Source organism: Flavivirga eckloniae, assembly GCF_002886045.1.
Taxonomy (GTDB): domain Bacteria; phylum Bacteroidota; class Bacteroidia; order Flavobacteriales; family Flavobacteriaceae; genus Flavivirga; species Flavivirga eckloniae.
In genome coordinates, this window is the sequence record NZ_CP025791.1 from 4,689,034 (window position 1) to 4,702,488 (window position 13,455).

Genomic DNA, 13,455 nt, shown 5'->3' on the forward strand with positions numbered 1-13,455 from the left:
ATCATCATTAAAAAAATGAATCAAGATTACATAAAACCAAATAAATGGTCCATAATAGAAGAGGGGTTTGATGCTAGTAGGGTTGAATCTTCAGAGAGTTTGTTTAGTATTGGAAACGGTGCTATGGGGCAACGTGCCAATTTTGAAGAGAAGTATTCAGGATCAACATTTCAAGGAAACTATATAGCAGGTGTTTATTATCCCGATAAAACAAGAGTAGGCTGGTGGAAAAATGGCTACCCGGAGTACTTTGCAAAAGTGTTGAATGCTCCCAACTGGATTGGGATTAATGTTTCTGTAAATGGCGAACAACTCGACCTATTTGCTTGTAAAGCAGTAACCGATTTTAAACGGGAACTCAACATGCAAGAAGGTTGGCTGTCTAGAAGCTTTACGGCAACATTAAAAAACAACACCGTAATTGAGGTTAAAACCAAGCGCTTTTTAAGCTTAGATACAGACGAACTGGGCGTTATTAAATATGAGGTTACACCAGTAAATTGTGATGCAAATATCGTTTTTCAGCCTTATTTAGATAGTGGCATAACCAATAAGGATACCAATTGGGATGATAAGTTCTGGGATACCTTAAAAGTAAGTCATGAGAACCATCAAGCCTTTATCCAGGCAAAAACCATGAAAACAGATTTTTATACCTGTACCTTCATGGAATCCAGAATTTTTATAAATGGGAAATTCGTACTCATAGAGCCTAATATTAATGCCGATGCTAATTATGCTTCGTTTAGTTATGAACATCGGGTAAAACAAGGTGAGGTCTATACAATAGAAAAATACGGAGGTTATACAGTAGATAGAAACCATGATAAATCAGAACTTGTCTCGACAGCCAAAAAACTCTTGGCAATGGCTATAAAAACTGGTTTCAATCAGTTATTGGAAAAGCAAAAAGAAGCCTGGTTAAAAATTTGGGAACGCGCAGATATAACCATAGAGGGAGATATTAAAGCACAGCAAGGTATTCGCTTTAATATTTTTCAGTTAAACCAAACCTATTTGGGTAAAGATTCTAGATTAAATATAGGGCCTAAAGGTTTTACCGGAGAGAAATACGGGGGGAGTACCTATTGGGATACCGAAGCCTATTGTCTTCCATTTTACATGGCAACCAAAGATGAGAAAGTAGCCCGAAGCCTTTTGGAATACCGATATAACCATTTGGAAAAAGCAATTGAAAATGCCGAAAAGTTAGGGTTTAAAAATGGTGCAGCATTATTCCCAATGGTTACCATGAATGGAGAAGAATGCCATAACGAATGGGAAATTACATTTGAAGAAATTCATCGTAACGGCGCTATTTCCTTTGCCATTTACAATTACTACCGCTATACTGGCGATTACAATTATATAGTAGAAAAAGGTTTGGAGGTTTTAATTGGGATTGCCCGTTTCTGGCAACAGCGCGCCACGTTTTCAAAAGACAAAAACCTATATGTTATTCTTGGTGTTACAGGACCAAACGAGTACGAGAATAACGTAAATAACAATTGGTACACGAATTATTTGGCACATTGGTGCATTAATTATACCATGGAAAACCTTGAAAAGATTAAAACGGAATACCCTTCAGATTTCGAACGTATCATGAATAAGGTTAAACTTTATGAGGAAGAGCTAAAAGCATGGAAGGATGTAGCAGATAAAATGTACTTTCCTTATTCTGAAACGCATAAAGTGTATTTACAACAAGACGGGTTTTTAGACAAAGAGTTAACAACTGTAGCAGATCTGGATAAGAATGAAAGACCTATCAACCAAAAATGGTCCTGGGATAGAATTTTACGTTCATCTTATATAAAACAAGCCGATGTTTTGCAAGGCTTCTATTTTTTTGAAGATCAATTCACTGTAGAAGAGTTGGAGCGTCATTTCGATTTTTATGAGCCATTTACATTACATGAAAGCTCATTGTCGCCCTGTGTACATAGTATTCAAGCAGCAAAGTTAGACAGAATGGATCAAGCCTATAATTTTTACATGCGAACGTCCCGTCTGGATTTAGAAGATTATAATCATGAAGTGCATGAAGGTTTACACATTACTTCTATGGCGGGAACCTGGATGAGTATTGTTGAAGGCTTTGGTGGTATGAGAATAAAAGAAGGGAAACTCGCTTTCACTCCTAAAATACCAGAGCAGTGGGAAGGCTATTCGTTTAAACTAAATTTTAGAAACCGGATATTAAAAGTAGATGTTGACCAAAAGCAGACAAATTTCGAAATCCTGCATGGTGATGATCTGGAGATTTTTATAAATAACGAACGTTTATTATTAAAAAAGAAGACGTTAAAACGTGTCAATTAGTTAAGTTTTACAGTAAAAATATTAAAAATGAAATCGCTATTTATATTATATGTAACCCTATTGTTTTCAGCTTTTAACCTCGTTAATTCACAAGAGCTAAAGTCGCCCAATGGAGCATTAACAATGAATTTTTGTCTTACGGATGATGGTTCGCCAACCTATCAACTCTTCTATAAAGATAAGGAAGTTATAAAGCGGAGTGCTTTGGGCTTTGAATTGAAGGATGATCCTAAATCGTTACTAAATGATTTTTCAATTCTAAAGGTAGAACATGCTTCTTTTGATGAAACTTGGACACCCGTTTGGGGAGAAGAAAAGGACATTCGAAACCACTACAATGAATTGGCCGTAAGCTTAAAACAAGGAGGGACAGATAGAATATTAATAGTTCGTTTTAGGCTGTTCAATGAAGGTTTGGGCTTTCGTTATGAGTTTCCTAAACAGGGGAAATTGGTTTATTTTGTAATTAAAGAAGAGCATACGCAATTCGCCATGACGGGCGATCATACAGCTTTCTGGATTCCGGGAGATTACGATACGCAGGAATTCGATTATACAGAATCAAAACTATCAGAAATAAGAGAAAAATTTGATGCAGCCTATACCGATAATGCATCGCAGGAGCAATTTTCTAAAACAGGTGTACAAACCGCTTTGATGATGAAAACCAAAGATGGTTTGTACATTAATTTGCATGAAGCGGCATTGATTAATTATGCCTGTATGCATTTAAATCTAGATGAAGAAAACATGGTGTTTCAGTCTTGGTTAACTCCCGATGCAAATGGTGATAAAGGTTATATGCAAGCTCCAAGTAAATCGCCATGGAGAACTATTATGGTAAGTGACGATGCCAGGGATATTCTAGCTTCCAGAATGACATTAAATCTTAATGATCCATGTAAAATTGAAGATACTTCATGGATAAAACCTGTAAAGTACGTTGGCGTTTGGTGGGAGATGATTACTGGAAAAGGATCGTGGGCTTATACAGATGAGTTACCAGCAATTGAATTAGGCGTAACCAATTACTCTAAAGTAGGTGCCAGTGCTAAGCATTCTGCCAATAATAAAAACGTAAAACGATATATAGATTTTGCCTCAAAGTATGGTTTTGATGGCGTTTTGGTAGAAGGCTGGAATGAAGGTTGGGAAGATTGGTTTGGGAAGTCGAAAGATTATGTGTTTGATTTTGTAACCCCTTATCCAGACTTTGATGTAGAGGAAATTCATAAGTACGCCAAATCTAAAGGCGTTAAAATGATCATGCACCATGAAACCTCTGGTTCAACAAGAAATTACGAACGCCATATGGATAAGGCCTATCAATTTATGAAAGATAATGGATACGATGCAGTTAAAAGTGGCTATGTTGGAGATATTTTACCACGAGGCGAGCATCATTACAGCCAGTGGACGGTAAACCACTATCAATATGCTCTTGAAAAAGCAGCGGATTATAAAATTATGATAAATGCACATGAAGCTGTAAGACCAACAGGAATTTGTAGAACCTATCCCAATTTAATTGGTAACGAATCTGCCAGAGGTACGGAGTTTCAGGCTTTTGGAGGTTCTAAACCCAATCATGTTACCGTGTTGCCTTTTACACGTTTAATCGGTGGTCCGATGGATTATACACCAGGAATTTTTGAAATGGATATAAGTAAACTAAACCCTAACAACAATTCTCATGTAAACAGTACCATAGCCAATCAATTGGCATTATATGTAACGATGTACAGTCCGTTGCAAATGGCAGCAGATTTACCCGAGCATTACGAGCAATTTATAGATGCCTTTCAGTTTATAAAAGACGTGGCTTTAGACTGGGATGAGAGTGTGTATTTAGAAGCAGAGCCGGGGAGGCATATCACGATTGCCCGTAAGGAAAAAGGTAGTAGTAATTGGTTTGTAGGCAATGTAAATGGTAAAAAAGCTAGAACTGCTAGTTTTAAATTTGATTTCCTCGAAAAAGGGAAAAAATATATGGCAACCATTTATGCCGATGCCAAAGATGCTCATTATAAAACCAATCCGCAAGCCTATACGATTAGAACAAAAAAAGTGACAAGTAAATCGAAACTGTCACAGCTATCCGTTCCTGGTGGGGGCTTTGCTATTAGCATTAAAGAAATAAAATAACACCTTAATCTATGAGACATAAGTATAGAAAATATCAAACAAAACAATGGGTTTTAATTGCTTTGTCATTTGTACTGATGCTAAGTACATCCTGCAAAAAGCAAAATAGCTCATCTGTTAACGAACCAGAGATACCAGTTGAGGTTGTTGAAAAACAAGATATTTTACGTGTTGAACCTCCAAATTGGTGGATAGGATTTAAAAATACAACACTACAACTTTTAGTACAGCATCCGAACATTTCAGAATGGGCACCGGAGGTTTCCTATACAGGCGTTTCTATTGAAAAAATACATCAAGCAGATAGTCCGAATTATCTTTTTATAGATTTAAACATTTCTGAAACAGCAAAAGCAGGAAAGTTTAACATCATCTTTAAAAAAGAAAATACGGATGATTTGATTTGTACCTATGAGTTAAAATCCAGAGAAAAACCATCTGAAGATTATATCGGATTTGATAGTAGTGATGCGGTGTACCTTATAACGCCAGATAGGTTTGCGAATGGTAATCCTGATAATGACACCAATACCGATTTACAGGAGAAAACGATTGATAGAACCAACAATTATGCACGTCATGGAGGTGATTTAGCGGGCATAATAAATCATTTGAACTACATTGATGATTTAGGTTTTACAGCCATTTGGTCGTGTCCGTTATTAACCAACGATATGCCAGAGAGCTCTTATCATGGTTATGCTATAACCGATTACTATGAGGTAGATCCCAGATACGGTACATTAAACGATTACAAATCATTGGCTCAAGAAATGTCTAAAAGAGGCATGAAATTAATCATGGATCAGGTTGCTAATCACTGTGGTTTAGGGCATTGGTGGATAAAGGATTTACCATTTAAGGATTGGGTGAATTATCAGGAAATCTATGAGGAGCACAAGGATTCGTGGACTAATGAGGTAACCATAAAATCGAATCATAAACGCACGAACAATCAGGATTTATATGCATCTAAAAAGGATAAAGCGGCTTTAACCGACGGGTGGTTTGTCTCTGCCATGCCCGATTTAAATCAGCGTAATCCCTTCATGGCTCAATATATTGTTCAAAATAGTATTTGGTGGGTGGAAACCGTTGGACTAGGAGGTATAAGACAAGATACTTACCCGTATCCCGATAAGGATTTTATGAGCGATTGGGCTGGTGCTATTATGAACGAATACCCTAATTTTAGTATTGTGGGTGAGGAGTGGAGTTACAACCCTTTACTTATTGGGTACTGGCAAGAAGGCGCTAATAACCGGGATGGTTATGATTCTAATTTAAAATCTTCTATGGATTTCGCCATGCAAAGCTTGATTTTGCAGGGTTTAAATGAACCTGAATCATGGGATCAAGGTTTGGTGAAATTGTATGAAGGTTTGGCTAACGATTTTCATTATGCATCGCCTAAGGACATTATGCTTTTTCTAGATAATCACGATATGAGCCGTGTTTTTACACAATTAAAAGGTGATATTGTTAATACAAAAATGGCTTTAAGTTACGTGCTTACATTACCTCGAATTCCACAAATATATTATGGTACTGAGGTATTGATGAACGATTTTGAAAAACCGGGCGATCATGGTTTAATTAGAACAGATTTCCCGGGAGGCTGGGAAGGAGATACTACAAATGCATTTACCGGTGCTGGACTTACTGAGGTTCAAAAAGAAGTACAGTCTTATTTAAAAACATTGTTAAACTTTAGAAAATCTTGTAAAGCTATTCAAGAAGGGAAAACGGTGCATTTTTCTCCCGAAAATGGTGTATACGTTTTGTTTAGAATATTGGGAGATGAAACGGTGGTTCATATTATAAATAAGAACGAGAAACCTATTGAACTGGATTTAAACAGGTTTGAAGAAATGAATTTAAAAGGAAAGGTACTTAAGGATGTTATTTCTGGAAAGGCTGTTGTATGGCTAGATAGTTTAAAGTTAGAAACTAAAGGAAGTATTATTTTAGTAACAAAAGATTAAAATAAAGTATCTTAACGCAAGTTTGACCTAGCGATGTAAAAGTTAATAGCTAAATTTTGTGTCATACTGAGCACAGTTGAAGCCTGCCTTATTTTAAAAGTAATTAAGATTAAACCATATTCATGAGAACAACAAAAAAATTAATACTGCTTATAATGATGATGCTTCTTGCTTTTTCATGTAAAAATGAAAAAACAACTAAAGCATTACCTAATACGGCATCACCAGAAACGGAGTCTGTAGAACTTGAAGAAAAAGAAGAAACTTTAGTTGAAATGACTCCAATAACCAATGATATTCTGGAAACAGCGATCATTTATGAAGCCAATATTAGGCAGTATTCTCCTGAAGGTACTTTTAATGCCTTTACAAAGGATATTCCAGAATTAAAGGAACTTGGGGTAAAGATTATTTGGCTTATGCCGGTATTTCCAATATCTAAAACCAAAAGAAAAGCTACTGGGGGTGAGTTCGCCAGTTTAATTGAAGATGAAGCGGAACGTGCTAAGATGCTGGGGAGTTATTATGCTGTTACCGATTATACAAAAATTAACCCAGAATTTGGTACTATAAAAGATTTTAGAGCTTTGGTTAACGAAGCTCATAAACATGGTATATATGTTATTTTAGATTGGGTTCCTAACCATACTGGGTGGGATCATGAGTGGTTAAAGAATCATCCTGAGTATTATACACAGAACGGTAAGGGCGAAGTAATACATCCAGACGAAACCGATTGGACTGATGTAGCCGATTTAAATTATGACAATACCGACATGCGCAAGGAAATGATTGCCGATATGGGTTATTGGATTACAGAGCAAGGTGTTGATGGATTTAGATGTGATGTTGCAGGTTCTGTACCATTAGATTTTTGGGAAGAGGCTATTCCGCAATTACGATCGAAAAAAGACATTTTTATGCTAGCAGAAGCCTGGGAGCCTGAACTTTTAAAAGCCAATCTATTTGATATGGCTTATGCCTGGGAAGGCCACCATTTATTAAACGACATGGCTAACGAGAAAAAGTCTTTAATGGATTGGGATAAGTACGCTACAAAAGTTATAACAGATTACGAACGAGATGATATTCTTATGAATTTTCTAACGAACCATGATGAAAATTCATGGAATGGAACAATACAAGAGCGTATGGGAGATGCTTCGGAACTTATGACTGTTTTTAGTTATATCATTCCGGGAATGCCTTTAATCTATTCAGGTCAAGAATATGGTTTAAATCACCGTTTAAAATTCTTTGAAAAAGATTCTATTTCTAAGACTAAGGGCAGACAGTGGGAGGTGTTGAAAAAGCTAGGGACTCTTAAAAATACACACGAAGCTTTAAATGGAGGGAAACAATCAGCTTCTTACCTTATTTTCGAAACGGATAATAAATATGTGTTGAAGTATATTAGGAGTAAAGCAGGAAAAAAAATTACGTTTATAGCCAATTTTTCAAGTAAGCCGCAAACTTTTAAAATGACCAGTGCAGGGAAGTTTCTGGATTATATGACCCGTGAAGAAGTACAGTTTAATAATAAAAACGTAACACTTGATCCTTGGGGATATAAAGTTTTAACCGATTTATAAGAGGTTTAAAGTGGGGAATAAAAAAAACAAGAGATCGTATAAAAAGATTTAGATGTCCGTTCGATTTCGCAGTCGAGAACTTTTTAATGTTCTTTATTTTAAGACATCTCGACTGCGCTCGATGTGACACTATTAGTATCTAATACTTTTTAGACGATCTCTTGCTAAAGTTGGATTTAATTGGTTTATCGTTTTCTAACACTACCAGAAGAGTTATTACTTTTATCTACTTTTTCTGGATTTCCGTAATATTTTATATCCCCGCCGCTAGTAGCTTTTGCTGTAAGTTCTTTAGACGTGTTTACGGTAATATCTGCACCACTAGTGGCTTTTACATGGCTGGACTCAGAAATTAAGTCTGCAGCTTTAATATCGCTACCACTGGTAGCTTCAGCAATAAGCTTGGTCGTTTTTCCAGATAAGCGTAAGTCGCTACCACTAGTAGATTTACAATTTAATTCCGTTGTGTTCACCTCAAGTCTCATATCGCTGCCACTGGTAGATTTAAGATCTAATCTTTCGGCTGTAATAACATTAGTAGAATATACATCGCTTCCGCTAGTCGATATAATACTTGAAACATCTTTAAAACTTACCATCACTTTTTTTGATGAGGCTTTGCCGATATTCCTTTTGGTGTGAATTTTTAAAATGTCATTCACAACTTCTACTACAATAAGGTCTTGAAGGTTTTCATCTGCTTCAACAGAAACACTTTCGCTATCACCTTGTGTTAGGTATACGTCTAAACCTTCTGTAGCTTTAATAGTTGAAAAAGGTTCGCGAATGGTTCTATCTTCAGTTACAACGTTTCCATTTCCACGAACTCCAGTGTTGAAGTTCATATCGAAATTGCAAGAAAAAAGCGTTAAACTCAAGATGGTTGCTAAAATAAACTTAACTAATGTTGTCATAATTGCTTGTTTTTTGATTGATGTTCTTTCTTATTCAAATATCTTATAAATGATTGTTGATTAGTAATTAAGATATCTGAACTGTTTGTTTTTAATGATGAATTGTTATTCGTCTTTTGATTTTATATTAATACCGTCTGAATCTATTTTAACTTCTATGTCGTCATCTTCACCAGAAACCCCTTTTTTATTAATTTTTATATTAACATCGGCGTCTTTTATCTCTAAACCTGTACTGTCAAGTTTAACAACAGAATCTTCATCGTGAACATCGATATCAACTTTATAAGGTTCTTCAACAGGACAGTCTAAACATGTAATGCCATCTTCTGTGATTAACAAATAGTGATCGGCATCTGCAGATGTTACAATATTCCCATTATAAGTTCTATGATTTAGAAATGATTTTGTATTCGTATTAAAGTTAACTATGCTTCCCTCTGGTAAATAGAGTTTTACAAAAACTTCTTGATCACTATATTTGTTTTCAGCAGATGTTGTTAAATAGGAGTCTAGCAATAACTCATTTCCGTTAAAAGCGTAGTTGTAGTTTATATTTTTAGCACGTTCAATCGCTTTTTCATAACTTCTCCCATCGGCACTTTTCTCTATACCTATTTTAGCTATAGAGTCGGTAGTTGATTTAACAAGTACTCTAATATCCGATCTATAAATAGTTGGTTCTCCATTTTCGCCATTTATAACTTTAAAATCATGATTTCTGTAATAGCTATTCGCATAGAACTCACTTTCCAGCATTTTAATTTTTATGGTATCGTTAGCCTTTATGTTTAATTCTTGCTTTACGATCACGTGCTCGTCAAAGGCATGTTCGCTGGCTTGTCTTACACCTATAACTACTAATCCTATAATGGAAATTAACCACAAGCCCAGTAATGTGAACTTAGCAATGTTACCAATCGATTTTAAGTTGTTTATAAGTATTTTTAAACCCAAATAGAATAGGAAAAAGAAAGGGATACCAACAGCAAAGAAAGTAAATAAGGAGGCCAACCATACAGGAGTATTTCCGGCATTAACAGTATCTACCAGATCAAGATCAACGCCCGGAATATGTATAAAGTCTACTACACCTAAAGAAAACAACGTGATAATTAAAGCTATAATGGTTACGGCTCCTATAAACATTAAGATAACACCTATAAACTTTGCAAAAATCTTTAAGAAGAACATAATGACTTCTCCCAAGGTATCGAAAAACGTTTTAGAGCTTGATTTTATCTTACTTCCCTGCTTTTTAAAATCTACATTTTTCGCTGCGCTGGACACTGAGTCTGATACGTTTTTTGCAGCGGCCCCAACCGTATCAGTTACATTTTTTGCGACATCGGTTACATTTTCAAAACCATCTTTAATCTTTTTTTCAATATTACTAATGTTAACAGGTTCTCCCGTCATCATTATTTTTTCGGCAGTGGTTTTAGCTTCAGGTACTAAAATCCATAATAAAATGTATAGAAGAACACCTGTTCCGGCAGCACTAAATAATATAATCCAGGCCAAACGAACCCATACAGCTTCAACACCAAAATAATGACCTAAACCAGACGATACACCACCTACATAGGAGTTGTCTACATCTCTATATAGCTTTTTAATTGGAGCCGATTTGGGTTGGTAAGCCGCTTGAGGTTCATCTTCAAATATTTCATCGTCAACCAAATAATCTTCTGGTTGCCCCATAATTGAAATAATTTCGTCTACTTCCTTAATGCGTATAACTTCTTTGTTATTTTGAACACGCTCGTTAAAAAGTTCTGCGATACGAGCCTCTATGTCTGCTATAATTTCAGAGCGGCCTTGAGAATCTGTAAATGAACGTTTTATAGCCTCAAGATAGCGTTGTAATTTTAGGTATGCATCTTCATCGATGTGGAAGAATATACCAGCTAAATTTATATTGACAGTTTTATTCATTTTTTTGTTGTTTTTTGGCTTGTTACTATATTCACTGCATTTTGTAGTTCGCTCCAGGTTGTACTTAACTCCTTTAAAAATAGTTTCCCTGTTTCTGTTAAACCATAGTATTTTCTTGGTGGTCCAGATGTAGATTCTTCCCATCTGTAGTTTAAGAGTCCCGCATTTTTAAGTCGTGTGAGTAAAGGGTAAATAGTACCTTCTACTACGAGTAGCTTTGCGTCTTTAAGTGTACTTAGAATTTCTGCAACATACGCATCGTCATCTTTCAATACAGAAAGTATGCAAAATTCTAACACACCTTTGCGCATTTGCGCTTTTGTGTTTTCTATCTTCATAGTCTAAAGCGTTTTAATATTATGAAACTGTTCATTTTTTGATTGATTTGATTTGATGAAAACCGAAACTTCGGCTAAATGTTTTGTTAGATTTGAGGTTTATCTATTTTATAAAATTTATAGTTAACGGATAATTATATAGTTCGCCATCTCTTGCCTTTAAACTAGCATTGATAATAAAAATGAGTTCCAATATAAAACCTATTACGGCAAGGAACCCTAATCCACCTCCAATATAAAATAATGGGGAGGGCTCGCCAATGTTAATATGAAAATTGTCGAATCCATGTAAATCTATAAAGTCGATACCATCAAAGATTTTGAAAATGAAAAAAGGAACAGTAAGCGTACCTATAATTATGGCATATAATAAAATGCTAATTTGAAAATTAATGGCTTGCTTACCATGCGCGTCAACAAACTCGGATTTCTCTTTATTCGCAATCCATAGAACAATGGGACCTATAAAGTTTCCGAATGGAATTATAAACCTGCTAAAGGTTGATAAATGAATAAAAGTGGCGATGTTTTTTTGATGATTATCTAACATGATTCTAAAACATATAATAGTTTCTTATGCAAATATATGTCTAAAAGAAGGTATTATGTTACGCATAGTACTTAAATTTAACAAAATATTAACATAATATGGATTGTCAATAATTTTATAACTTAGTAAAAAATAAACCCTTTAAAATGAACATAACACCAAGGAAATTCAACACTTTCACAATGTTTAAATTGCCATCAGCATATTTTTGCGGGGTTAGAACAAAATATATTGATGCTAGTAAGTGTATCGTAACAGTGAAGCATAAATGGATAAACCAGAACCCATTTAAATCGATGTTTTGGGCAGTACAGGGAATGGCAGCGGAACTTTCAACTGGAGCTTTAATGATTTCTAAAATTAAGGCATCTGGAAAGAAAATTTCAATGTTGGTAACCTCTAATAAGGCCAGTTTTACTAAAAAAGCAACAGGTAGAATAATGTTTACGTGTCATGACGGTAAACTTATGGATGAAGCTATAGAAAAAGCTATAGAAACGGGAGAAGGGCAAACTGTCTGGGCTAAATCTATTGGAGTTAATAAAGAAGGGGTGGAAGTTTCAACGTTTAGTTTTGAATGGAGTATTAAGGTTAAGGGGTAGTTTTTGGTGTTCGGTATTTAGTATTCAAGGGATAAGAGGTAAGGGATAAGGGATAAGGGTCTGTTTTCTAGGGTTAGAGTTTGTGTTTTGAACTTTAAACTTTGAATTTTAAACTTTATTAAAGATTGTGTAACAAAATATTAAACTAAACTACTTATTATCGAATTGTAAAATTTATAGATATGACAGCACACGAAATAGATTATAGAATATATGGTGAAGAAATGCAATATGTGGAAATAGAACTCGATCCGGAAGAAGGTGTTATTGCCGAAGCGGGTAGTTTTATGATGATGGATGATGGTATAAAAATGGAAACTATTTTTGGAGATGGATCTCAAAAGGATTCCGGGTTTTTAGGCAAAATACTAGGGGCTGGGAAACGTATTCTTACGGGAGAGAGTTTGTTTATGACCGCCTTTTATAATAACCTGGTTGGTAAACGAAATGTGTCGTTTGCTTCACCATACCCAGGAAAAATTTTACCAATTGATTTAACCGAATATGGCGGAAAGTTTATTTGTCAGAAAGACGCTTTTCTATGTGCCGCTAAAGGGGTTAGTGTAGGTATTGAGTTTTCGAAAAAATTAGGAAGAGGGTTATTTGGAGGAGAAGGTTTCATTATGCAAAAATTGGAAGGCGATGGTATGGCATTTGTACATGCGGGTGGAACGATGGCTAAAAAAGAGTTACAGGCTGGTGAAACTTTAAAAGTCGATACAGGATGTATCGTTGGTTTTACCCAAGGTGTAGATTATGATGTAGAATTTGTTGGAGGTATTAAAAACACCATTTTTGGAGGCGAAGGATTGTTCTTTGCAAAGTTACAAGGACCTGGTACAGTTTATATTCAATCGTTACCGTTTAGCAGATTGGCTGGGCGCGTTTTGGCATCTGCTCCTCGAGCTGGTGGAAAAAGTAAGGGAGAAGGAAGTATTCTAGGTGGTATAGGAGATTTGTTGGATGGAGATAATAGCTTCTAAATGTTAAATTTACATTAAACAGAAAAACTTATGTAATTTTTCATTATTTTTAGAGTTCAATAATGAAAACCAATAAAGCCTAT

General features: G+C 35.3%; 10 protein-coding genes. 6 read left to right on the forward strand and 4 right to left on the reverse strand.

What is annotated here, in order from left to right:
- Window positions 1-15: 15 nt before the first annotated feature.
- The 4 genes from C1H87_RS19165 to C1H87_RS19180 all read left to right on the forward strand — a co-directional run bounded on the left by C1H87_RS19165 (window position 16) and on the right by C1H87_RS19180 (window position 8,047).
- Window positions 16-2,325 (forward strand): glycoside hydrolase family 65 protein, encoded by a 2,310-nt coding sequence (locus C1H87_RS19165; protein WP_102757364.1) that lies wholly within the window; start codon window positions 16-18, stop codon window positions 2,323-2,325.
- A 27-nt stretch (window positions 2,326-2,352) separates the two neighbouring features.
- Window positions 2,353-4,470 (forward strand): glycoside hydrolase family 97 protein, encoded by a 2,118-nt coding sequence (locus tag C1H87_RS19170; protein ID WP_102757365.1) that lies wholly within the window; start codon window positions 2,353-2,355, stop codon window positions 4,468-4,470.
- An 11-nt stretch (window positions 4,471-4,481) separates the two neighbouring features.
- The gene (locus C1H87_RS19175; protein WP_102757366.1) at window positions 4,482-6,455 is read left to right on the forward strand and encodes a glycoside hydrolase family 13 protein; all 1,974 of its coding nucleotides are present in this window, start codon (window positions 4,482-4,484) and stop codon (window positions 6,453-6,455) included.
- 122 nt (window positions 6,456-6,577) lie between these two features.
- A complete protein-coding gene (locus C1H87_RS19180) occupies window positions 6,578-8,047 on the forward strand; it encodes an alpha-amylase family glycosyl hydrolase (protein WP_102757367.1) in 1,470 nt (489 codons plus the stop codon).
- A 185-nt stretch (window positions 8,048-8,232) separates the two neighbouring features.
- On the opposite strand, the gene C1H87_RS19185 is transcribed toward C1H87_RS19180, so the two are convergent.
- The 4 genes from C1H87_RS19185 to C1H87_RS19200 all read right to left on the reverse strand — a co-directional run bounded on the left by C1H87_RS19185 (window position 8,233) and on the right by C1H87_RS19200 (window position 11,787).
- On the reverse strand, window positions 8,233-8,961 hold the full coding sequence (locus C1H87_RS19185) for a head GIN domain-containing protein (RefSeq protein WP_102757368.1): 729 nt from the start codon (window positions 8,959-8,961) through the stop codon (window positions 8,233-8,235).
- Between the two features lie 105 nt (window positions 8,962-9,066).
- Window positions 9,067-10,899, reverse strand: a complete 1,833-nt coding sequence (locus C1H87_RS19190) for a PspC domain-containing protein (protein ID WP_102757369.1) — start codon at window positions 10,897-10,899, stop codon at window positions 9,067-9,069.
- Window positions 10,896-11,237, reverse strand: coding sequence for a PadR family transcriptional regulator (locus tag C1H87_RS19195; protein WP_102757370.1), 342 nt, complete (start codon window positions 11,235-11,237; stop codon window positions 10,896-10,898). The genes C1H87_RS19190 and C1H87_RS19195 overlap by 4 nt, the downstream gene beginning before the upstream one ends.
- A 103-nt stretch (window positions 11,238-11,340) precedes the next feature.
- On the reverse strand, window positions 11,341-11,787 hold the full coding sequence (locus tag C1H87_RS19200) for a DUF4870 domain-containing protein (protein WP_102757371.1): 447 nt from the start codon (window positions 11,785-11,787) through the stop codon (window positions 11,341-11,343).
- A gap of 146 nt (window positions 11,788-11,933) precedes the next feature.
- Here C1H87_RS19200 and C1H87_RS19205 point away from each other — a divergent pair, with 146 nt between their 5' ends.
- The gene (locus C1H87_RS19205; protein ID WP_102757372.1) at window positions 11,934-12,389 is read left to right on the forward strand and encodes a DUF4442 domain-containing protein; all 456 of its coding nucleotides are present in this window, start codon (window positions 11,934-11,936) and stop codon (window positions 12,387-12,389) included.
- A 182-nt stretch (window positions 12,390-12,571) separates the two neighbouring features.
- Window positions 12,572-13,372, forward strand: a complete 801-nt coding sequence (locus C1H87_RS19210) for a TIGR00266 family protein (RefSeq protein ID WP_102757373.1) — start codon at window positions 12,572-12,574, stop codon at window positions 13,370-13,372.
- The last annotated feature ends 83 nt before the right edge of the window (window positions 13,373-13,455 follow it).

Coding starts and splice junctions, on each gene's coding strand:
- C1H87_RS19170 (WP_102757365.1), top strand. CDS start 2,353: ATGAAATCGCTATTTATATTATATGTAACCCTATTGTTTTCAGCTTTT.
- C1H87_RS19190 (WP_102757369.1), bottom strand. CDS start 10,899: ATGAATAAAACTGTCAATATAAATTTAGCTGGTATATTCTTCCACATC.
- C1H87_RS19185 (WP_102757368.1), bottom strand. CDS start 8,961: ATGACAACATTAGTTAAGTTTATTTTAGCAACCATCTTGAGTTTAACG.
- C1H87_RS19205 (WP_102757372.1), top strand. CDS start 11,934: ATGAACATAACACCAAGGAAATTCAACACTTTCACAATGTTTAAATTG.
- C1H87_RS19165 (WP_102757364.1), top strand. CDS start 16: ATGAATCAAGATTACATAAAACCAAATAAATGGTCCATAATAGAAGAG.
- C1H87_RS19200 (WP_102757371.1), bottom strand. CDS start 11,787: ATGTTAGATAATCATCAAAAAAACATCGCCACTTTTATTCATTTATCA.
- C1H87_RS19180 (WP_102757367.1), top strand. CDS start 6,578: ATGAGAACAACAAAAAAATTAATACTGCTTATAATGATGATGCTTCTT.
- C1H87_RS19210 (WP_102757373.1), top strand. CDS start 12,572: ATGACAGCACACGAAATAGATTATAGAATATATGGTGAAGAAATGCAA.
- C1H87_RS19195 (WP_102757370.1), bottom strand. CDS start 11,237: ATGAAGATAGAAAACACAAAAGCGCAAATGCGCAAAGGTGTGTTAGAA.
- C1H87_RS19175 (WP_102757366.1), top strand. CDS start 4,482: ATGAGACATAAGTATAGAAAATATCAAACAAAACAATGGGTTTTAATT.